This window comes from Myxococcales bacterium (assembly GCA_012517325.1).
In the GTDB taxonomy this organism is placed as follows: Bacteria; Lernaellota; Lernaellaia; order Lernaellales; family Lernaellaceae; genus JAAYVF01.
On record JAAYVF010000020.1, the window covers coordinates 1 to 20,702 of the forward strand.

The 20,702-nt window shown below is 62.1% G+C and carries 17 protein-coding genes and 2 tRNA genes; 15 read left to right on the forward strand and 4 right to left on the reverse strand.

Annotated features, from left to right (window positions below):
• Positions 1 to 295: 295 nt before the first annotated feature.
• The 3 genes from GX444_04240 to GX444_04250 are packed head-to-tail and all read left to right on the forward strand — an operon-like array spanning position 296 to position 3,405.
• On the forward strand, positions 296 to 913 hold the full coding sequence (locus GX444_04240) for an ATP-dependent Clp protease proteolytic subunit (protein NLH47797.1): 618 nt from the start codon (positions 296 to 298) through the stop codon (positions 911 to 913).
• Positions 914 to 924: 11 nt separating this feature from the next.
• Positions 925 to 1,782 carry a hypothetical protein gene (locus GX444_04245; protein ID NLH47798.1) on the forward strand — a complete coding sequence of 286 codons (858 nt, stop codon included), beginning with the start codon at positions 925 to 927 and terminating at the stop codon, positions 1,780 to 1,782.
• A 3-nt stretch (positions 1,783 to 1,785) separates the two neighbouring features.
• Positions 1,786 to 3,405 (forward strand): hypothetical protein, encoded by a 1,620-nt coding sequence (locus GX444_04250; protein NLH47799.1) that lies wholly within the window; start codon positions 1,786 to 1,788, stop codon positions 3,403 to 3,405.
• On the opposite strand, the gene GX444_04255 is transcribed toward GX444_04250, so the two are convergent.
• Positions 3,368 to 4,834: a hypothetical protein gene (locus GX444_04255; GenBank protein ID NLH47800.1), complete on the reverse strand. Its 1,467-nt coding sequence runs from the start codon at positions 4,832 to 4,834 to the stop codon at positions 3,368 to 3,370. The genes GX444_04250 and GX444_04255 overlap by 38 nt on opposite strands.
• A 137-nt stretch (positions 4,835 to 4,971) precedes the next feature.
• On the opposite strand from GX444_04255, the gene GX444_04260 reads away from it, so the two are divergent.
• On the forward strand, positions 4,972 to 6,528 hold the full coding sequence (locus GX444_04260; protein ID NLH47801.1) for a hypothetical protein: 1,557 nt from the start codon (positions 4,972 to 4,974) through the stop codon (positions 6,526 to 6,528).
• Between the two features lie 72 nt (positions 6,529 to 6,600).
• Here the strand turns inward: GX444_04260 and GX444_04265 are convergent, their stop codons facing one another.
• Together GX444_04265 and GX444_04270 are read right to left on the reverse strand one after the other, a co-directional pair.
• Positions 6,601 to 8,751: a hypothetical protein gene (locus tag GX444_04265; protein ID NLH47802.1), complete on the reverse strand. Its 2,151-nt coding sequence runs from the start codon at positions 8,749 to 8,751 to the stop codon at positions 6,601 to 6,603.
• A 228-nt stretch (positions 8,752 to 8,979) separates the two neighbouring features.
• Positions 8,980 to 10,167: a GGDEF domain-containing protein gene (locus GX444_04270; protein ID NLH47803.1), complete on the reverse strand. Its 1,188-nt coding sequence runs from the start codon at positions 10,165 to 10,167 to the stop codon at positions 8,980 to 8,982.
• A gap of 280 nt (positions 10,168 to 10,447) precedes the next feature.
• Between GX444_04270 and GX444_04275 the strand changes: the two genes are divergently transcribed.
• The 3 genes from GX444_04275 (at position 10,448) to GX444_04285 (ending at position 13,494) form a co-directional block, all read left to right on the forward strand.
• Complete coding sequence (locus GX444_04275) at positions 10,448 to 11,392, forward strand: hydrogenase small subunit (GenBank protein ID NLH47804.1); 945 nt, start codon at positions 10,448 to 10,450, stop codon at positions 11,390 to 11,392.
• A gap of 19 nt (positions 11,393 to 11,411) precedes the next feature.
• Complete coding sequence (locus GX444_04280; GenBank protein NLH47805.1) at positions 11,412 to 12,977, forward strand: nickel-dependent hydrogenase large subunit; 1,566 nt, start codon at positions 11,412 to 11,414, stop codon at positions 12,975 to 12,977.
• A 67-nt stretch (positions 12,978 to 13,044) separates the two neighbouring features.
• Positions 13,045 to 13,494, forward strand: a complete 450-nt coding sequence (locus GX444_04285; protein ID NLH47806.1) for a hydrogenase maturation protease — start codon at positions 13,045 to 13,047, stop codon at positions 13,492 to 13,494.
• A 2-nt stretch (positions 13,495 to 13,496) separates the two neighbouring features.
• On the opposite strand, the gene GX444_04290 is transcribed toward GX444_04285, so the two are convergent.
• On the reverse strand, positions 13,497 to 14,891 hold the full coding sequence (locus GX444_04290) for an alpha/beta fold hydrolase (protein NLH47807.1): 1,395 nt from the start codon (positions 14,889 to 14,891) through the stop codon (positions 13,497 to 13,499).
• Positions 14,892 to 15,046: 155 nt separating this feature from the next.
• On the opposite strand from GX444_04290, the gene GX444_04295 reads away from it, so the two are divergent.
• The 8 genes from GX444_04295 (at position 15,047) to GX444_04330 (ending at position 20,626) form a co-directional block, all read left to right on the forward strand.
• Entirely contained in the window at positions 15,047 to 15,820 is a 774-nt protein-coding gene (locus GX444_04295; protein NLH47808.1) for a hypothetical protein, read from the forward strand.
• Positions 15,821 to 15,903: 83 nt separating this feature from the next.
• The gene (locus tag GX444_04300; protein ID NLH47809.1) at positions 15,904 to 16,965 is read left to right on the forward strand and encodes an NAD-dependent epimerase/dehydratase family protein; all 1,062 of its coding nucleotides are present in this window, start codon (positions 15,904 to 15,906) and stop codon (positions 16,963 to 16,965) included.
• 106 nt (positions 16,966 to 17,071) lie between these two features.
• Complete coding sequence (locus GX444_04305; protein ID NLH47810.1) at positions 17,072 to 17,506, forward strand: nucleoside deaminase; 435 nt, start codon at positions 17,072 to 17,074, stop codon at positions 17,504 to 17,506.
• An 8-nt stretch (positions 17,507 to 17,514) separates the two neighbouring features.
• Positions 17,515 to 17,602: transfer RNA gene (locus GX444_04310), tRNA-Ser, on the forward strand.
• A 29-nt stretch (positions 17,603 to 17,631) separates the two neighbouring features.
• Positions 17,632 to 17,719 (forward strand) — tRNA-Ser (locus GX444_04315).
• Positions 17,720 to 17,881: 162 nt separating this feature from the next.
• Positions 17,882 to 18,247 (forward strand): hypothetical protein, encoded by a 366-nt coding sequence (locus tag GX444_04320; GenBank protein NLH47811.1) that lies wholly within the window; start codon positions 17,882 to 17,884, stop codon positions 18,245 to 18,247.
• A gap of 212 nt (positions 18,248 to 18,459) precedes the next feature.
• Positions 18,460 to 19,812 carry a 6-phosphofructokinase gene (locus GX444_04325; GenBank protein NLH47812.1) on the forward strand — a complete coding sequence of 451 codons (1,353 nt, stop codon included), beginning with the start codon at positions 18,460 to 18,462 and terminating at the stop codon, positions 19,810 to 19,812.
• Positions 19,813 to 19,909: 97 nt separating this feature from the next.
• Entirely contained in the window at positions 19,910 to 20,626 is a 717-nt protein-coding gene (locus GX444_04330) for a hypothetical protein (GenBank protein NLH47813.1), read from the forward strand.
• Positions 20,627 to 20,702: the final 76 nt, after the last annotated feature.

The window sequence follows — 20,702 nt, forward strand, 5'->3', positions numbered from 1 at the left end:
AGAATCGTGCCATGCGGCAAAGCCGATCGCGGCGATTGCCAAACACGGCAACACCAGGAACAGAAGCGACTTACGTGTCATGTTTACCTCCAAAGTTGGCACCGAGTGCAAAGAACGAAGAAGATGGAATAAATATATTAGCCCTTCGTTTTCAAGTCAAGATAAAGTATCGGCAGCGTTCATCCATTTCAAGATTGATTAATGAATATCCTAATTATGAGTTTTTTGGCGATTGGGCGCGTTCGACGCCGCCGAGTCGCGTTCTCGTTTGCCACTCCCGCCAAAACACGTTAGGATGCCGAACCGTCATCATGAGGAGGTTGAAAGAATGCCGTTCGTGATCGATGGCGACGCCGAAAAAATGCTCGCCGTGAAGATTTTTTCCCATTTGCTGGACGAGCGCATCGTCTTTTTAACGGGCGAAATCGACTCGAAAAAGGCCGACGCGATCGTCTCCCAATTGCTTTATCTGGACAAGCAAGACCCGGACAAGGACATCTGGCTTTATGTCAACAGCCCCGGCGGCGAGGTGACCGCGGGGATGGCGATTTACGACACGATGCAGTACGTCCACGCCGACGTGGCCACGCTGTGCATGGGCCAGGCGGCGAGCATGGGCGCGCTGCTGCTGGCGGCGGGCGCGCCGAAAAAACGTTTCGCCCTGCCCAACGCCCGGATCATGATCCACCAGCCGGCGGGCGGCGCCTACGGCGTGGCGATGGACGTGCAGATTCAGACCAAGGAAATCCTGCGGATGAAAAAGCGGCTGAGCGAAATCCTGGTGCACCATACCGGCCAGCCGTATGAAAAAGTGGTGGTCGACACCGAACGCGATTACTACATGAGCGCCGAGGAAGCCAAGGAATACGGCCTCATCGACAAGATGATCACCAAGAAAACCAACCGCAAATAGGGGCGGAAAACATGCCGACGCCCAAGGAAGCCTACGCGATCGTGCTCGGAACGGCGCAGGATCCCGAAGCCGAAAAGGCGCCGGGACAATTGGCGCTCGGCCGCGCCCTGGCCGAGGACGTGCCGGGGCAACCGGCTCTGACCGCCGGGACGACCATCGGTCCGGCGCAACTGGCGCTGTTGGCCGGCTTGGATCGGATCGAGATTCCGGTATTCGCGCCGGTGGCGGTCGGTCTGGTGACCGTGGATGACGCGCTGAGCGGCAATGAAACCGGCGAGGAAATGCTGCTCACCCCGGCCGGGGCGGCGCTGGCCGCCGCGGTGTCGCGGGCCGGGCAACTGCCGATCGACATGGGCGCGACACCTCCCCATGCGGAGCTGCATCAGGCCGCCCTGCGACGGGCCTTCGATCTGGCCGAGATCGTCTGCACCCTGGGCGGCTCGCCCGAACTTCTGGAAACGTCGCTCCGCTCGCTGAACGGGGAATTTCTCTTTCGCGAGGTCGCCCAGAATCCGGGCGCCGATTTTTCCTGCGCCCTGTTGGAAGACGGCTGGTGGTTCGGCCTGCCGGGCGATCCGGCCGCCGCGTGGCTGCTGTTCGAGTTGTACGTGCGGCCCTTCGCGCGCCGGATGGCCGGCCACCGCGACCTCGACCTGCCGGCCGTCGCCGTCGAGTGGCCCGCGCCGTTCGCCGCGTCGCCGATCCACCGCTGGCGCTGGGCGCGACGCGAAAACAACCGGTCGGCGCGGCTGAGCCGGCCGGCGGCCGACCGCGCGCCCGACCTCGCCGAAGCCGCGTCGGCCGAGGGCATCGTCAGTCTGCCGCCCGGCGATCCGACGGCGACCGCACTCCTGTTTCAAACCGGATAAATCATGGGCCGCGTACTGATCCTGGGGATCGACGGGGCCGAGCCGAGCCTGCTGTTCCGTTGGGCGCTCGCCGGCCGGCTGCCGAACTTCGCCCGCTTGTTGGAACGCGGCGCGCGCGGCCTGCTGCAAAGCACCATCCATCCGCTGACGCCGCAAGCCTGGACGAGCCTGATCACCGGGGTGAATCCGGGTCGCCACGGCATCTTCGACTTCGGCAAGCGCGCGCCGAAAAGTTACGACGTCGATTTGGTCACCGCCCACGACCGCCGCGCGCCGGCCTTCTGGCAATTCGCGCCGCCGGGGGCCGCCGTCGGCGTTGCCAACGTGCCGCTCACCTGGCCCCCCGAGCCGTTGCCGGGGTTCATGGTGTCAGGCATGCACACCCCCACGATCGCCGAGGGCGTCTGGCCGCCGGAGATCGCCGCCGAACTGGGCGACGGCTACCGCATCGACGCGATGGTTCACTGGTACGACGATCCGCACGCCTTTCTCGCCGACGTGTTCGCCATGTTCGCGGCGCGCCATCGGGCGTTTCTGCGCCTTTGGGACCACCATCCCGTCGAATTGGGTTTGTTCGTTTACGTCGCCGCCGACCGCATCCAGCACGCGCTGTGGGGCGCGCTCACGCCCGAAATGATCGCCGACCCGGGCCGCGGCGACGGCATCGGCGAGGCGATTTTTCAAATTCACCTCGCGCTTGATCGGGCCCTCGACGATTGGCTGGAGCGGCTCGCGCCCGACGATCACCTGCTGATCGCCAGCGACCACGGTTTCGGCGATCTGCGGCGCGACGTCTACCTGAACCGTCTCTTCCTCGATACCGGCATCCTGCGGTTCGATCCCGAAAAAATCCGCGCCTACCAACCGCCGCCCGCGGGGCAAATCGGCATCGAGCACGCCTGGACCCGCGACCGTCGCCCGCCGCCGGGGCCGTCCTGGAACGACGATCAGAGCCTGGCGCTCGGCCTGGGCGAGGTGGAGCGCCTGAACTTCTCGACGGTCGACTGGTCGAGCACGGTCGCTTATTCGCGCGGCCTGTGCGGCAACGTCTGGCTCAACCTCCAGGGCCGCGAACCGGAAGGCATCGTCGAACCGCGCGAGGTGCGGCGCGTCCGCGAACAGGTCAAGGCGGCGCTGCGCGGTCTGACCGATCCCGATGACCGGCGGCCGGTGGTCGATCGCATCATCGAAAAAGAGGAGATCTACCACGGCGATTGCCTGGCCGAGGCGCCCGACCTGTTGGTGGTGATGCGCGATTATGCCTACACCACGCGCGGCGCGACGGAATTCTGGAGCCGGACGACGCTCGGCCCGGTCGTCGTCGAGCACACCGGCAACCACCGCCTGCACGGAGTTTTCGCCGCGGCGGGGCCGAAAATCCGCGCGGGAGAGATCGCGGGTGCGGGCATCTGTGACGTCATCCCCACGGCGTTTCATCTGCTCGGCTGGCCAGTGCCGGGCGACTTGGACGGCCAGGCGTTGACCGCCGCCTGCGGCGAGGCGCACCGGCAAGTGGTCTACGGCCAGCCGACGCCCGAAATCAGCCGCGATCCGGAGGCGCTGTCGGTGGCGCATCGGGAGGCGATCATTCGGCGGTTGAAGGATCTGGGGTATTTGGGCTGAGCGGTCGGGGTGGATCGCCGGGGCGCGAATAGTCGGTGATCAAGTCGCGGTGCAGTTGCCGGGGAAATAGTCCTTTTCCCTTTTCCCAGACCTCCACGAAAAGTTCGCGGCCGACCGATTCGTCAAGCCTGACGAGGGCTTCGAGGTTGTTTTTCGCGATGAGATCGTTCTGGCTGGGCGGTGGCAGCGGTTCGCCGTCGCCGGCGGGAATTAAACCGGTCGCCACCAGCTTTTTCGCGATTTGCCGGGCCATCAATTGGTTTCCCCACCATTTCAGATGGCAGTAATCCAGGAAAAACGCGAAGTGGGGAATGCGACCGACGGAAAAACTTTCCACGTCCGCTTCCAGATCGACCAGGTAAACCCCGGCGGTGTTCGCCAGTGCCCGCACGTCCTCGTTGAACGAGGGCCGCGCCCGGTTGAGCGGATTCATTTGGGCGAAGGCGCGATATAGTTCCCTGGCCTGGTCGAACTGATCCTGGAGATCGTAACTCAGGGCCAGGTAATAGGTGGCAAAGATCTGATCGCGGCTTTGCAGCAATTTTTCACGGGCTTGGCGGTATTCGCCGTCGCTGAGCAGCGCTTTGCCTTCGATCAAAATGGGATCATCCGACTCCGCCGCGTTGTTGGGCGCGGGATCGTTGGAAAAGCCGTGAAACCGCAGGTTGATCGGCAACGTCGCCAGTATCAGCGGCACCTTCCGGCCGGTGCAGGCCTGGACGATGCGGCGCAGATTGCCCCGGTAGGTTTCCTCGATCAATCGGATATCGGGATCCTGGGGTGTGAAGAGCGGCCGCCGGGAATCGGCGATGGGGGCCACCAGCGCCTTTTTCATCACCCGATACAAAATCCATTGGTGCAAAGCGCGGCTGAAGGCGGAGGGCGCCGTCTGCCCTTCGTTGTTGCCGGTCGCCACCACGATCAGGTCGGGCCGCACCGCCAGGAAACGCTCGACCAACTCGGCGACGCGGGTGGAATTCTGCCCCGCGACCCCCAGGTTGATCACCTCGAAACGGCGGGATGGGTAACGTACGGCCAGTTCGAGGAAGAGCCAATGCGGGATGCCCGCGAATCCGGGAGTGGTCATGTCCGCCTTGGTATAGGGGAAACCCATGATGAACGAGCCGCCCACGCAGAGAATGCGATAGAGATCGGCCGGTTTCTCGACCAATACCCGGCCGCGCACTTGGTCCGGGCCGCCGAAAAACCAGGTGTCGACGCCCGCGACGGTTTTTCGTTCCAAGATGTCCGCCGGCACGTAGACCGCCGCGTCGTCCTTGTCGTCGGTCCGGATGGCTCCCCGATGTTCGAGTCGGGAAAGCAGTAAGGTCAGGGCGGCGAAAAAGAAAATCAAGGCGACGAGCGCGAAAAAGACCCCTTTACGCTTGGATAGCGCGGGGAGTTTTTCCGGAGCATCGGGGGAAATCATCCGCTGAGTTTAGAGGCGCGGGCATGGCCTGGCAAATCCGGTTCCATCGCCGGCCGATTTTTCTTGACATCGCGGCGGCGGAAAAGCTTACTGGCTAGGATCGGAATCCGTAAGGGGAGGTTTCCATCAAATCACCCGTGACATCATCCGGCGCCGCCGCCGTCGTGGCGGTCTTTACGATTTTGGCCGTCCTGTCGCTGGCGGACATCATGACCGCCGCGCTCGATCACAACGAGCACATGTATCTGAGCGCGGGCGTGCTGCTGAAGGATCATGTCCTCTACCGGGATTTCGCCTTTTTCCAGATGCCCTACCAGGCCGTTTTGCATCGCCTTTTATTTACGGTCGTCGACACGACGTGGTTGCTCCTCGCCGGCCGAATCCTGTCGTGGTTGTTGTGGCTGGGTTGCCTGACGACCCTGTTTGTCATCGTCCGCGCCGGGACCGGCGGATTGCTCGCGCCCCTCGGGGCGGTCGTCCTCTTAGCCTTCAACCGGGTCGTTGGGCACGCGGCGGGAGAAGCCTCCAATTACATTTCTCCCCTTTTGGCCTCGTTGCTGGCCGTGTTCTTCTTGTTCCGCCGCACCGAACGGCCGGCACTTTCGCCGAAGGATGTTTTTTTCGCCGGGATTTTCCTGGGCTTGAGCATCGGCTGCAAACTGTACTACGCGGCGCTGCTCGTTCCGTTCGGGCTGACGCTGCTGATCGCGCCGCGGTCGCGCCCGGTTCGCGCGCGATTCACCCGCGGCGTGGCGCCGTTGCTCGCGGGAACGCTGCTGGCGCTGTTGCCGGTGCTGTACTACATCCTTGCCGCGCCCGCGGCCTTCTGGTTCGACAACGTCGAATACCACCGCCTGACCGCTTCGTGGCGGGCGTTGACCGGTTTTTCGATCGGGATGAGTTGGCCGGACAAACTGCGCTTCGTCGGCGCGCTGGCGGTCCGGCCGACCAACCTGTTTTTGTTGGCGGCCACGGCGATGCTGGCCTGGCCTTTCCGGAAAGCGGTTGGCCGGGACGATGTTTCGCGGGCGGAAGAGGATTATCGCACGTTCTTCTGCTGGACGGCTTTCGGCGTCGCGCTACTCGCGGCGCTGTCGCCCCGCCCGCTGTGGGACCAGTATTTCGCTTTTCCTCTCTCTTTCGCGGTGCTGCTTTTCTTCGTTCAATGGGAACGATTCGCCCGGCTCTATCCCACGCCGGCTCGCGCGTTGCTTCTAGTTTTGCTGGGTCTGCAAATCGCCTTCGGCGGTTTTGAACTGTTGAAAGCGGGGCCGGCCATCCGGCGGATCGATGTCTGGACGCCGATGAAAGTTCATTGGGCGGCGGCTCGCTTGCAGTGGGATCTGCCGGATGTTGGGGCGGGGAAAGTCGCCACCCTCTCGCCTTTACTGGCCCTGGAAGCGGGGCAATCGATTTATCCGCAACTGTCCGCGGGGCCGTTTTGCTATCGCCTCGGCGACTGGTTGACCGCCGAACGAGCCCGGCGATTTGCCTGCGTCACGCCCGGATCGCTGGAGCCATTGTTGGCGGGCGATCCGCCCGGGGTGATCGTTGTCGGATTGGAGGAAGACCAGGAGGCGGAATTGGTCGCGGCGGCATTGAAAAGAGGGCTGCGGCTGGTTCCGCTTGGTTTTGAAAAGGCGACAGCCTACCTGGTGACGCCGCCCGCGAACGGCGCGGCCACGCTGCCGTAAAACGATCCGCGACAAGCAAAAAAAAGGGCGGCCCCGCGAGGCCGCCCTTGGCGTTTCAATTCGAACTAGGCATCAGGAGCAGCCGCCGCTGTCGTTATCGTCGTTATCGTCGTCACCGCTGTCGTCATCGGCGGCGTCATCGTCGGCCGCGTCATCGTCGGCGGCGTCATCGTCGGCCGCGTCGTCGTCGGCCGCGTCGTCGTCGGCGGAATCGTCGTCGTCATCGACATCGGCGACGAAGGCGATCGTGCCGACAAACGGCGCCATGTTCTGACCCGTTACGGTCAGGGTCGCCTCGGCGTTCTTCGGCTGGTTGACGACTTCCACCACGGCGTTGCCGGAGGCATCGGCATAGCCCACGCCGCAGAATTCGCCGTCGGCGGAAAGGCCGACCATCGCGCCCGGATGGCCGGGGACGGAGACCTGGATCGAGTTCGTGCCCAGCGGCACTTCCGCCGCGTAGTCCGGGGTCACGTCGGCCGGCGCCGCGCTGTAAAGCATGACTTCCGGATCGCCGAAGAGGTTGTACATTTCGAAGTAGTGGCGGACCAACTGCACGGCGCCTTCCGCCTCATACAATTTCACCATCGAGAAATCGAGCATGCCGCGCGTCCAGGGCAGGGCCGCGAGGGTGCCGTCGCCAGCGAACCAGCCGGTGAACATCGCCCGCTCGATGATGTCGTCTTCCGTCCAGTAGGTGCTGTCGGAAGCGCCCCAGAAGGCCAGCGCGCCGGTGGGAATGCGCACCCAGGTTTCGGCGAAGCACTCGCCGATCTGGTACGAACCGGTCAGGCAGGCGTGCGAAAGCACCAGCGGGGTGGTGGTATTGGTCAGGTTGCGCACCTGCGCCTGGCTGACCGGCGGGCCGTCGGCCCAGGAGGTTTCCGAACCGTGGCCGGAATAGGCGTGGATGGTTGGGCCGGAATTGATCGCGGTCAACGCCTGCTGGGTGGTGGCGCCGTCGGCGCTGTAGATTTTCGTGCAGGTGAAACCGGCCGGGATCAGGATGCTGTTGCAAACGTAATTGTGCGTACCTTCCGAGATGTTGGAATTGTCGGTGCTGGCCATGAAAGTGGCGTGCCGCGTCCAGTTGTCGCCGGCATCCCACAGGTTTTTCTCGTAGTCGAGGATTTTATTGATTTCGTTGGTCAACTGCGCCTGGTTGGCGAAGGACAGGCGGCCGACGCCGAGGTCCGGGAAATAATCGCCCTTGTTCATCGTGCCGTAATACAAGTCGGTGGCCAGGCTGTAGCCGGTGGCGCCGATGAACTGCGGCACCAGGTTGATGTCGCCCAGGAGCAGCACGTAAGCGGGCGGGCGATCCCAGTTTTGATAAGCGTCGCGCAGGTAGTTCATGATGTTGGCGGGCTGGTTGCCGGCTTCGGCGACGGTCACCGGAACCACGTCGTAGCCGCGCTGCGCTTTCCATTCGATCAATTCCTGCACCTTGTCGAGCGCCAACACGGCGGGAGTGCCGATGATCACGTAGGAAGTCGGCGTAAACGCGGCCGCCTTGGTGGTTTCGAGCTGGTCGAAGTTGATCAGCAGGTTTTTCGCCATGGCGTAGGTGCGGGGTTCGGCATAGCGTTCGCCCTGGTATTCCGTCTCGGCATAATCGGGATGGAGGAACCGGACGGCGACGCGCATGGATTTCGCCACCTGCAATATTCCGGTCACCGGGTTGTAATTGACGGGCCGGACTTGCAGAGCCATGAACCGATAGCCGCGCAGGGCGCCTTCGTCGGTCATCGCGGCGGGAGCGGCAAAGACCGCGGCGTCGATCCGGTAGGCCTTTTCGTTCACGGTGAACACGGCATTTTCCCGCGCGCCGGGGATTTTCGGAATGGCGGGCTGCACCGGCATCAGGCGGGCAGCACCGGTCAATTCGGTGACGGGCAGCTCGTCGAAGTCGGCGGTTGTTTCGACCCGCACGTCCGCGCCGAACGGGACGCGGATCAGGCGGTTGATGACCGGCAGGCGCGGTTCGCCGATCGCGCCGGCAAAACCCGCTTCCGGGATCGTCAGGGTGACGTAATCATCCTGGTCTTCGGTCACTTCCAGGCCGGGAACGTCGACCGCGAGGGTCAGGCCGTAGGTATCGGCCGCCACGATCCGGACGTCCGCCGGGGCGGAAGTCGATTCGGTTAAACCGAACCAAGCCGCATTTGCCGGAATTGCCCAGAGGACAACCAGCATCAATAGGAAATAAGAAAAACGTTTCATGGAAAGCTGCTCCTTTTGTGGGCCCGCGAACCAAACCGAGATCAGCGAATTCAGGCGGACGGTTTTCATTTTCGTCCGTGCAATGCAACGAGGAAGTATAGAGGCGGGTTCAAAAACAAGTCAAGACGATTCGCCAACCGCAAAAACGTTGCAATAACGGTATCTTATTGTAACGAAAGGCCGGATAAGCGCGGGAAAAGGTGCGCCGGGAAACGGGTCGATCGGCCGTCAAACTTTATGGGTGACGCGGTTTTTACCGTGTTTTTTAGAAACGTACAGCGCGTCGTCCGCGTCTTTGAGCAGCAGATCAAACGACTTGGGTTGATCCGGATTGAAAGTCGTGCAGCCGAAACTGGTGGTGATTTGCAATTGAGTGGCTTCGTCGATCCGAATGTCGTGGTTGGCGATGGCGACGCGCGTCCGTTCGGCCAGATCGATGCCCTTGTTGGCGTCCACCTCGGCGATGACGATCAAAAATTCCTCGCCCCCGATCCGCGCCACCAGATCGTACGGCCGGAAATTGTGTTGCAACAGTTGGGCGGTTTCCCGCAGCACGATATCGCCCACGGCATGGCCGTAGGTGTCGTTGACCTGTTTGAAGTTGTCGATATCGGCCATGACCATGGCCAGGTGCTGCTTTTGCCGCCGCACCCGGGACAATTCGCGTTCCGCCAGTTCCATGACCGTCCGCCGGTTGATGAGGCCGGTCAGCGAATCAGTGCGGGCGAGGATTTCCAGCTTTTTTTTCGCCTGCGCCAACTCCCGGTTGCGCTGCCGCAGATCCCGTTGCAGCCGGATCAACAAAAGCAGGACCACCACCGAAAGGGCGATCAACATGACCATGTTGATAATGGTATAGCGGGCGCTGAGCAGGAATTGCGCCGGCAACTCGGCACTATGGCGGTAAAGGGGAAAGAACGGCAACAGGCCGTTTCTTTCCAGAATGATCAGGCCCAGGTATCCGGCCAGACCGATGCCGAGGTGGATCCAGGCTTCCCACGAACCCAGATATCCGGAAACGACGAAGGCGGTAGCCGGAATCAGGATGATGAGAATCGTGATGGAGCTGCCCGCCAGGTGGATGTGGCAAAGCCAGATGAAATTGGTGAACAGGGTCATCCCGTTCATCGAGACGTAATAAATCCGCGTTTTATCCAGGTGGAATTTCTCGGCCGCCCGATTGATCAGAAAAAACAGGCTGAACGCCACCAGCAGTCCGAGGTTGAGGGTGACCGAGACGTATCCGAACGGTTGATTGAGCAAATCGGTGCGGGCGAATAAATAATAGGAAGCGGTCTGGAAGACGGTAAAAGCGGCCAGAAAATAGACGATGAAACGCAACGTGTGCAGGGCTTGCGCGCGCAACTCGTCGAAAGACGATTGATCGACCGGCGATTCGTCCTGGACGGCAAACACCGGTTGGTAACCATTTGCGCGAAGCGGATCGATTTTCTTTCCACCTTTTTCGTTCGGCGGTTTTCCCCGTCAGGGTATCGCAGGGTCAAACGGTTGAAAAGACCGGGAGAAGTAATTGATGGCGGCGGCGAGTTTATCCCGGTGAATTGCGCGGCGGGGCGGGCCAGTAATACGTTTCTAAAATTATTAACATTGTTGCGCCATGATTGTCAAGCAAGGTCGGGAAATGATATATGCTTTTGTCCGCACAATAGAGCAACCACGGTCGTCGGAGGAAAGAATGAGCAAATTGACCAGGCGCGAATTTTTAAAGCTTGCCATGGCGAGCAGCGCGGCGGCAGGAGCCTCGCTCTCGGGAATGGGCGGCATTGCGAAAGCCTTGGCGGCGGATAAATCCCTGCCGGCAGTGATGTGGTTTCAGGGCCAATCCTGCTCCGGCTGCAGCGTTTCGCTGCTGAACGCCACCTATCCCGATATCGCTCAGGTAATCACCCAGGTAATCAGCTTGAAGTACCACATGACGGTCATGGCCGGCACCGGCGATGTTTCGACCAAGGTGATCGACGAGGTCATGGCTAAAAAGAAGGGCTCCTATGTGCTGCTGGCCGAGGGCTCGATTCCCACCGGCGACGGCGAGTACTGCACGCTGGGGCAGCGGCAGGGCAAGGTCATCGCCTATAAAGACCTGATCGTCGAAGCGGCAAAAAACGCCCAGGCGGCGGTGGCCATCGGCACCTGCGCGGCCTTCGGCGGCATCCCCGCGGCCAACGGCAACCTGACAGGCGCGACCTCGCTGGGCAAACTGTTGAAGGAAAAAGGCGTCGCGACGCCAGTCATCAACGTGTCCGGCTGCCCGCCGCATCCCGACTGGATGGTCGGCACCCTGGCGCATTACCTGTGGTTCGGGCTGCCCAAGCTTGACGAACAGGGCCGGCCGGCCTTGTTCTATCCGCAGACCCACGAAAACTGCGAACGATACATGTACTTCCAGGAAGAGAAGTTCGCCAAGGACTACGGCGAACCCCTCTGCCTGTATCAACTGGGCTGCAAAGGGCCGATTTCCCACTGCGACGTCATGAAGCGCGGTTGGAACGGCGCGACCAACAACTGCATCAGCTGCGGCGCCCCCTGCATCGGCTGCACCGAACCCACCTTCCCCGATCACTTCGGCGAAGGAATTCGCGGTGTCGTGCAACTGGAAGGCCTGCCGATCAAGATCGCTTAACCAAGAGGGGGGAAAGCCAATGAAGAAGAAAATCGTCATCGATCCCATTACCCGGATCGAAGGTCACTTGAAAATCGAAGTGGAAGCCACCGACGGCAAGGTAACCAATGCCTGGACGGCCGGCGACATGTTCCGCGGCTGGGAAAACATCCTGATCGGCCGCAATCCGGTGGACGCCCAGCACATCACGCAGCGCATCTGCGGCGTCTGCCCGGCCTCGCACGCGCAAGCCTCCACGCTTTGCCTGGACATGGCGTTGGGTGTCACCCCGCCGAAAAACGGCATGTTGATCCGCAACCTGATTCTGGGCAGCAACTACATCCAATCGCACATTCTGCATTTCTATCATCTGGCGGCGCTGGACTTCGTGGACATCACCGCGATCGCCAAATACAACGGCGCCGATCGCGGCCTGCAAAAGGTCTGCGACTGGGTGCTGGCCGGTCTGGAACAGGCGAAAGCCGGCGAACCGGTGGCACTCGGCCCGTTCCTGCCCCGTTACGAGGGCGATTTCTACATCAAGGACACCGCGACCAACATCGAACTGATCGCGCACTACCTCCAGGCGCTGACCGCTCGCCGCAAGGCGCACGAAATGCTGACCATCTGGGGCGGCCGCATGCCGCACGAAATCGCGATCGCGCCCGGCGGCGTCACCCAGGATCCGACGGTGGATCGCATCGTCAGCTACAAAACCCGCCTGCTCGAACTCATCGACTTCGTCGATAACGTTTACGTGCCCGACGTGCTGGCGCTGGCCAAGGCGTTCCCGGCGGCGGCGACGATCGGCAAGAGTTACGGCAACTATCTGTCTTACGGCGTCTTCGAGGAAACCGAGGACGGCAAGAAGCGCTATCTGCCCGCCGGCGTGATCCGCAACGGCAAGCTTGAGGAATTCGACCCGGCGAAGATCGTCGAGCAGGTCAAATACTCCCGTTACGATTCCAAGTCGGCGTTGCATCCGTACGAAGGTCAGACGCACCCGGCGCCCGAAAAGAAAGACGCCTACACCTGGCTCAAGGCGCCGCGTTACGATGGTGCGCCGATGGAAGTCGGCCCGGCGGCGCGGATGATGGTCGCCTATCTGCGCGGCCACGCGGACGTCAAAGCCAACCTGGACGCGGCCCTCAAGCAGCTCAACGCGCCTGTCGACGCGGTCGACTCTTTGGCCGGCCGTCACTTGGCGCGGGCCGTCGAGTGCAAGATCGTCGCTCACAAGCTGCTCGACTTCGTCGCCGCGCTCGAACCCGGCAAGCCGTTCCATACGCCGTTCAACATTCCGGCGGAAGGCAAGGGTATGGGCCTGACCGAAGCGCCGCGCGGCGCGCTGGGTCACTGGATCGTGGTGAAGGACAAAAAAATCGCCAACTACCAGGCGGTCGTTCCCACGACCTGGTTCGCCTCGCCGCGCGATGACAAGGGCGTGATGGGTCCGGCGGAAAAGGCGTTGATCGGCACGCCGGTCGCCGACGCCGAAAATCCGATGGAACCGGCCCGGGTCATCCGCTCCTTCGATCCGTGCATCGCCTGCGCGGTTCACGTGATCGAGGCCGGCAAGGAAGTCTCGGTCGTCAAGGTTTCGTAGTTTCGGCTGACGAATCGGGGCGAGATGAGGACGCGGTTCTCCTCTCGCCCTTTTTATCGGTGAAAAAATGGCCCAGACGCTGATTCTCGGGTTCGGCAACACGCTCATGGGCGATGACGGCATCGGCGTGCGGGCGATCGAGCGCCTGCGCGAAGCGGCGCCGCCCGATCTCGATCTGGCGGAAGGCGGCACCAGCGCCCTGGACGCCATCGATTGGCTCGCCGACCGAAATCGACTCATTCTGATCGACGCGGTGCGCGGCGGCCGGGCGCCGGGCACGATCTACCGGTTCACTCCGGCGGAACTGCGCACCCCGGCCAAATTGGCTCTTTCGCTGCATTCCATCAGCCTGCCCGAGGCGATGCGCCTATGGGAACTGCAATTGGAAGCAATGCCCGAAATCGTCATCTTCGGCGTGGAGCCGGCGGCGACGGAATGGGGGACCGGCTTGTCGGCGCCGGTCGCGGCCGCGTTGCCGGAAGTCTGCCGGCTGGCGCTGGCGGAAGCGCGGCGGTAACGCTATTCGAAGACCGCGATCGACAGCCCGTCGGTTTTCGACGGCCAGTTGCGGATGTTCATCTCGCGGCCGTCGAATTGAAAACGGGTCGATCCGGTCGCCGGCAACCACAAATCGAACGCCCGCAGGAACGGAAAACTGCTCCAAATCCCACCCGCCGGAGCTCCGTCGCTGACGCCGTTGAAGTTCGTGTCGAAGAAAAACACGGTGATCGTCGTGATCGACGGGTCGGTCATTTCCGGCGTCGCCAGGTCGAATTCGTTGACGGCGAAGGTGTCGCGCCCGTACACCGCGGCCTGGTTGATGTTGAGCCAGGCGAAAATCGCGTAATCGTCATTGAGCGGCAACAGGCGAAACGCCAGCCCCAGCAAGCTTTGTTTGGGCGGAAAAACACGGAAGTAAACCATGGCATTGGAGCGGGTGAACGGCTCGCGGTAGTAATGCACCGGCGGCCAATCGCCGCTCGGGTCCAGGCAGACGAATTCGTAAAAGGCGTCCGGCGCTGCGGTGAAAGCGCCCCAGTAGCCCAACCGGTCGGTAATCAGGTCGGCCGCCGGTTCCTCGGTCAGCCGCGCGCCGGTTTCGGGATCCAGTTTGAAGATTTGGATGTGCGCGTTCGGCGCCGGCGCGTTTTCCGCGAACGTCACCGCGCGCCCGCCGATCCGGATGATTTCCTCGGGGACGATTTCCGTGGTAGCGGGCGTTTCGCCGCCGTTGAAGAACGGATACAGCGCGGCGAAGGTTTTTTCGGAGGTCGCCACCTGGAGGTGATCCAGGTCGTCGAACGAGACGTTTTCGCCGCCCGGCATCGTGCTGGGACCGGCCATCGTGTCGGCGGTCGAGGAAACGTTCATTCCCGGCACGCCGTTGGGCACCTCGCCGAGCGGAAAGGACGCCAGGCTGACGTAATGCGCCACCTTGGCGGCGTTCGCCGCCGGTTCCAGGTACTGATAGCAGACCGCGCCGCCGAGGCTGTGGCCCAGTAGATCGATCTTGGCCGCGCCGGTGCGGGCCAGCACCGCGTCAATCAGCGCGTCGAGGCTTTCATTGGTGCCGAACGGACCGAAGAGCGTGTTATAGTCGAAGGCGAAAATGCGGTCGCGGCAATAGCCGTTGGACGTAAAGCGCATCGCCTGCGTCGCGAAGGCGTCGCCGACCTCCAGAAAACCGTGGACGAAAACGATCGGCGTCCGGGTTTCGTCGCAGGGCGGCTCGGTGTCGTCGTTGTCGTTATCGTCGTCATTGTCGTCGTCATCGGCCGGAGAATGATCGTCATCGGCGGCGGCGTCATCGTCGGTTTCGCCGGCGGCGTCATCGTCGTCGCCGGACGGCGAGCCGCAGGCACCGGTGAAAAGGACCGCGAAAATCACGAGCCAGGTCAGTCGATGGATTTTCATCTGGTTCTCCCTCCGCGATTGCATCCTTGCGGATGAATATAATCATTCCGGCCGTCGCTTCCCAGGCGGGTGTGTCCGTCTTTTACATTGCAAACCGCGGTTGTTTCGGTTGAAATGGTTTTCACTCGAATGGTTTTGCAACCGGGGAACGACGGATGACCCAGAAATGCCTGTCTTGCGGCGCGACTTTGAAGAAAGGCAGTTTCGTCTGCGATTATTGCGGCAGCGATTGGACGCCGGATGAAATCCTGCGCCAGGCGGAAATCTGGTCGGCCGCCGAGCGGGTGCCGCAGCCCTTCGATCAAAAGGAAAAAGTCGCCAAACCGGCGAATCATGCCCTGCGGGTGTTGTTGTTCATCGGGCTGTTTTTCACCTGCGCGCCGCTTTCGCTGCTTTTCATGTGGCTGGGGTTGGCCTGGAAAAAATCGACCAAAATCGCGATGACCGTTTTTGTCCTGGCGCCCCTGGTCGCGGTGCTGATTTTCGGCCTGGTTTATGAAACCGTCTATTCGGTCAAAGCCGAGACGCCGAAAATCGATTCCACCGCGCCGCCGCCTGACGAGCGGCCGTACAGCAAAATTTCCCCGCAACGGATCCACGCCGAGGTCTTCAACAAACCCAACCTGGAACTGGCGGCCCGGAAGAAAATCTGGCGCGACTCGTTTCCCGGCCTGTGGGTCAAATGGAACGGCAAAATCAGCCAGGTTTCCATTTACACCACCACCCAGAGCGAACTGACCCTGGAACCGCTGGATTTCACCGGCCTGAAGATCAAAGTGTATTTCGACCCGCTACAGAATACGACCCTGGAACGGCTGAAACCGGGCGAGAAGGTCATGGTCAGCGGGCGATTGTGGGGGATCAATCTCTTCGATTCGCAGGTTCTGCTGGCCGACGGCGCGCTGCTCGGCCCCGCCGAGTTGAAGTGACCGGACGGGCCTTTGCCGGCCCGGTTTGGTGCGCTAAGATGATCCTACCGACTCGGATTTTTCGTCATTTTGGGGGATGATCGATGAAGATGCTCATCACCGGCGGCTGCGGTTTTGTCGGCGCCAATCTGGCCCGGCACTTTTTGCAGCAAGGTTGGGACGTTACGGTCCTGGACAACCTGGTGCGCCGCGGCAGCGAATACAATGTATACGACCTGACGGCGCTCGGCGTCCGCTATGTGCACGGCGATGTGCGCAACGCCGAGGATCTGGCGGCCTTGCCGAAGTACGACGCGATCTGCGAAACGAGCGCCCAACCCAGCGCCATCGACGGTTACGCCAATCCGTATTTCGACCTGAGCAACAATACGTTCGGCCTGGTCAACGTGCTGGAAAAAGCCCGGCGCGACGACGCCATTTTGATCTTCTGGAGCACCAACAAGGTCTACAGCGGCGACCGCGTCAACGCGATTCCGGTCCGCGAAGCCGCCACACGCTGGGAGTGGGACGCCGCCAGCGGCTATCAGGCCGCCGGTTTTTCGTTCGCCCGCGGCATCAGCGAACGGTTCGACGTCGACGGCGGCCAGCACTCGATCTACGGGGTTTCCAAGATTTGCGGCGACCTCATCTGCCAGGAATGGTTCGACGCCTTCGGCGTGCGGACGGTCGTCAACCGCTTTTCCTGCCTGGCCGGCCCGGGGCAGTTCGGGAAGTCGGCGCAGGGCTGGGTGGCGTGGTGGATCATCGCCTTTCAGTTCGGCCTGCCGCTGGCGTATATCGGCTGGGACGGCAAACAGGTCCGCGACGCCCTTTTCACGCCGGACATCAACCGCCTCGTCGAACTTGAAATCAAGCACATCGACCGCGCGGCCGGCCACGTGTTCAACATCGGCGGCGGCATGGAAACCACTCTTTCGCTGCGCGAAATGACCGCCTGGTGCGAACGGCGATTCGGCCGCACGGTGCCGGTGAAAATCATCGAGACGCCGCGCAAGGCCGATCACGTGGTCTATATCACCGATACCTCCACCGTCCGGGACCTGTTGGGCTGGCAACCGGCCACCGGCCTGGCCGACGGCCTGGAGGAAATCGTGCAATGGGTCGATCGCGAGCAGGATCGGCTGCGCGCGTTGTACGGCAAATAGCCGGGCGCGGCGGAGTATCAGCTTGACGGCGGATGATCTTGTAGGTAAAAACAACCGTCTTCCGCGGGACGGGATTACTCGTTCTTTCGAAAACGATGTTGAGATGATGGAGCTGGCCTTGACCGAAGCGGCCGCGGCGGCGGCGATCGGCGAAACCCCGATCGGCGCCGTGGTGGTTTGCGCGGGCGAGGTCGTCAGCCGGGCGCATAATCGGCGGGAGGCGGATTTCGATCCGACCGCGCACGCCGAAATTCTGGCCCTGCGCGAGGCCGCCCGACGGCTGGGCCGCTGGCGGCTGACCGGGTGCACCCTGTACGTGACCCTCGAGCCGTGCCTGATGTGCGCCGGGGCGATCGTCCTGGCGCGGATCGACCGGCTGGTCTACGGCGCGGCGGACCCGAAAGCCGGCGCGATCGAATCGCTGTACCAGGCGGCCACCGATCCGCGGCTGAACCACCGGGTCGAGCTGACCGCGGGCGTGCTGGCCGATCGCTGTGGAATGGCGCTCAGCGAATTTTTCCGGCTCCGTCGCAACAAATAGTAAAATCTGGAGAGATGGCCGAGTTGGTCGAAGGCGCCTGACTCGAAATCAGGTGTACCGGTAACGGTACCGGGGGTTCGAATCCCTTTCTCTCCGTTTTTTTTACGGCCCTTGGCGGTTTGGCTGGAGAGGTGACCGAGTGGCCGAAGGTGCACGACTGGAAATCGTGTGGACGTTAAAAGCGTCCCGCGGGTTCAAATCCCGCCCTCTCCGTGGTTCGAGAAACCGCAATCCGACCGGGTTGCGGTTTTTTTATTCCGGCCCCGTCGAAGAGAGGTTTTTTCCGTTTGACCTCCGCTACCCGATGAGTATAATGCTTCGACCCTGCGGGGAAGACGAGACAAATAGCGATTTTTCGGCACGAGGAGAGATTTGATGCGCGCTTTTCATCTTTTTCTGGTTGTAGCAGCGGTTTTCGCCTTGTTATTGGCTTTCGGCTTCGTTTCGGCGACCGATCAACCGGCGGCCGAAGAACCCGCGGCGGCGGCGGATGACGACACCGCGTCCGACGACGACAACGACACCGCGTCCGACGACGACAACGACACCATGGCGGATGATGACGCGGCCGACGACGACGCCACCGACGACGACGACAACGACGACAACGACGATAACGACGACAACGACGACACCACCGACGACGACACCGCCGGCGACGACGACGAAGGCAAAAGCGGCGACAAACTCAAGAGCACGCACGACGACAGCACCGACGTGGGCGGCTGCGGCGCTTATTGATCGACGCTTCCAACCTCTGGATGCATGCCAGGACAGGGCTCTGCCGTCAGAGCCCTGTTTTATTGTCCGCGCCGGGATCTCCGGCCGGCCGATCCGCTGAATCCGGCCCGGACGGAGCTTGACGCTTTTTCAAAGTGGAAATAAAGATAAACGGCGACACTGAAACCCGAGAGCGAGCGTCTATCGGCGACGCAGCGTGGAAGGAGCAAATGATGGCCAGAAAGAAATCATCGCCTCAAACGGCGACCGGCAAAACCGTCCCGCCGGTCATGGTGGACAACGACAACCTGATTCATCCCGATCAAGCGGCCATGGACAGCATCCATAAGATTCTGGCATCCGCGCGCAAATATCACGGCACGAAACAGAAGCGGGTCGGCATGCTGTTTTCCGGCGGCCCGGCGCCGGGCGGCAACGCGGTCATTTCCGGCGCGGCCTTGTCGTTCCTCAACGATGGCTGGGAAGTCATCGGTTTTTACAAAGGCTACGAGCACCTCGAGCAGTTCAACCGCGAAAAGCCGCGGCAATTCCGCGAAGGCGTTCATTTCAAGCGGCTGGGCTATGAAGACGTGACCAAGATCCGCCAACTCGGCGGCATCATCATCAAGACGTCGCGCGCCAACCCGAGCAAGGTGGCCAACGCCGAAATCCGCAACCCGCACGACCTGATCGATCCGAAACGGTCGGTCAAGCTGTACAACGTCCTGGACGCCCTGGAATTCATGGGGATTCAGGCGCTGATTTCCATCGGCGGCGACGACACGCTGAAAACCGCCTTCTACCTGCATCTGCTCGGCCTGCCGGTCGTGCACGTGCCCAAGACCATCGACAACGACTACTACGGCATTCCCTGGACCTTCGGCTACTTCACGGCGATCGAGCACGCCCGCCAGGCGATCAAGGTGTTCAACGCCGAGGCCCAGACCACCGATTCGTGGTGGATTCTCGAATTGATGGGCCGCAAAACCGGTTGGTACACCCTGGGCGCCGGCATCGCGGGCGAGGCCGTGCGGATGATCGGCCCCGAGGAAATGGGCTCGAAGGTCGATCTGAACGATCTGGCCAAGGAAATCTTCGAACTCGTCATGGAGCGCGAGAAGTACGGCAAGCACTACGGCGTCGTGCTGGTTTCGGAGGGCCTGGTCGATCGCCTGCCCGACGACCAACGGCCGCACGAAGTGGACGAACACGGCAACACCAAATTTTCCGAGGCTTTCTTCGGCTATCGGCTGAGCAAGGCCATCGGCGATCTGTACAAGAAGACGACGGGCAAAAAGCTGCACATCAAGTCCGAGACGGTCGGCTATACCACGCGTTGCGCCGAGCCGTCGGCGTTCGATATCACCCTCGGCAGCCAGCTCGGCATGGGCGCCTTCCGGTTCATCAAGGAAGGCCTCAGCGGCAACATGGTCAGCGTCGGCGACAACCTGGAAATCAAGAACGTGCCGTTCGAATCGCTGATCGATCCGGTCACGTTCCGGACCCGCCTGCGCTTCGTGCCGATCCAGGGCGACTTCTTCAAACTGGCGAAATCGCTCGAATTCCGTCGCTTGCAGGAAAGCTGATCCGCGAACCTCGATTTTCAGGCCCGGTCCGGCCGCGCGCTGGGCCGGGTTTTTTCTTGCCTGGAATCCGGCCGGCCGCCGCGATATGATCCGCTTCGTGAAACGAGCCGCTACCGTTTTTATCGCTTTTTTGGTGCTGGGCCTCGCCTGCGCGACGGCGCCGCAAGCCGAGCGCTCGCCCTGGCATGAGGTTCCGAACGTGCCGGACGGCCGCTACCTGGTCTTTCCGCCGCTCGAACCGCCGGGCGAAAAAACGCCGCTCTTGTTCGCACTGCACGGGTGGGGCGGCGAGGCGCTCAGTTACGGGCGGCTGTGGCACGAAGCATTGCAGGGCGGCTATCTGGTCGTCGCGCCGCAGGCCACGCCCAAGCCGCGCGGCGGCGCCGCGGTTTCCACTTGGAGCACCAGCAAGGCCGACCGCGATTACCTGCTGCAAGTGTGGGACGAGATCCACCGCGATTACCGGATCGACCCGGAGCGGACCGTGGTCGTGGGCTACAGCGCGGGCGGATTGGCCGCCGCCGCCATCGTGGAGAACCGCAACGCCGAGGTGGCGGCGGTGATCTTCCACGCCTGCCGGCCGTACGCGAAGCCGGCGCTGCTCAAGGGCAAGCACGTCTTTCTGCTCGCCGGCGAACGCGACACCTCGTTCAACGCCAAGAAAGCCGGCGCCGCCCTCGCCGAACTGACCGCCCAGGGCGTCGATGTCCGGCTGGCTGTCGCCCCCGGCGTCAGCCACGTCACCGTCTACGACAAGGTCAAAGACGCCGCCCGCTGGGTGCTCGGCGGGTTCGCGGCGCCGACCGGCGAATGATGTTGAACCGGAACCCACCGAACAATTCAATCACTAATTGCGATAATTATTGATATCTTGTATTCAGAAAAATGTG

What these genes read in the sequence shown, in the direction of transcription:
- GX444_04240 (NLH47797.1), top strand. Translation starts at nt 296, where the DNA reads ATGCCGAACCGTCATCATGAGGAGGTTGAAAGAATGCCGTTCGTGATC.
- GX444_04245 (NLH47798.1), top strand. Translation starts at nt 925, where the DNA reads ATGCCGACGCCCAAGGAAGCCTACGCGATCGTGCTCGGAACGGCGCAG.
- GX444_04250 (NLH47799.1), top strand. Translation starts at nt 1,786, where the DNA reads ATGGGCCGCGTACTGATCCTGGGGATCGACGGGGCCGAGCCGAGCCTG.
- GX444_04255 (NLH47800.1), bottom strand. Translation starts at nt 4,834, where the DNA reads ATGATTTCCCCCGATGCTCCGGAAAAACTCCCCGCGCTATCCAAGCGT.
- GX444_04265 (NLH47802.1), bottom strand. Translation starts at nt 8,751, where the DNA reads ATGAAACGTTTTTCTTATTTCCTATTGATGCTGGTTGTCCTCTGGGCA.
- GX444_04275 (NLH47804.1), top strand. Translation starts at nt 10,448, where the DNA reads ATGAGCAAATTGACCAGGCGCGAATTTTTAAAGCTTGCCATGGCGAGC.
- GX444_04280 (NLH47805.1), top strand. Translation starts at nt 11,412, where the DNA reads ATGAAGAAGAAAATCGTCATCGATCCCATTACCCGGATCGAAGGTCAC.
- GX444_04285 (NLH47806.1), top strand. Translation starts at nt 13,045, where the DNA reads ATGGCCCAGACGCTGATTCTCGGGTTCGGCAACACGCTCATGGGCGAT.
- GX444_04290 (NLH47807.1), bottom strand. Translation starts at nt 14,891, where the DNA reads ATGAAAATCCATCGACTGACCTGGCTCGTGATTTTCGCGGTCCTTTTC.
- GX444_04295 (NLH47808.1), top strand. Translation starts at nt 15,047, where the DNA reads ATGACCCAGAAATGCCTGTCTTGCGGCGCGACTTTGAAGAAAGGCAGT.
- GX444_04300 (NLH47809.1), top strand. Translation starts at nt 15,904, where the DNA reads ATGAAGATGCTCATCACCGGCGGCTGCGGTTTTGTCGGCGCCAATCTG.
- GX444_04305 (NLH47810.1), top strand. Translation starts at nt 17,072, where the DNA reads ATGGAGCTGGCCTTGACCGAAGCGGCCGCGGCGGCGGCGATCGGCGAA.
- GX444_04320 (NLH47811.1), top strand. Translation starts at nt 17,882, where the DNA reads ATGCGCGCTTTTCATCTTTTTCTGGTTGTAGCAGCGGTTTTCGCCTTG.
- GX444_04325 (NLH47812.1), top strand. Translation starts at nt 18,460, where the DNA reads ATGGCCAGAAAGAAATCATCGCCTCAAACGGCGACCGGCAAAACCGTC.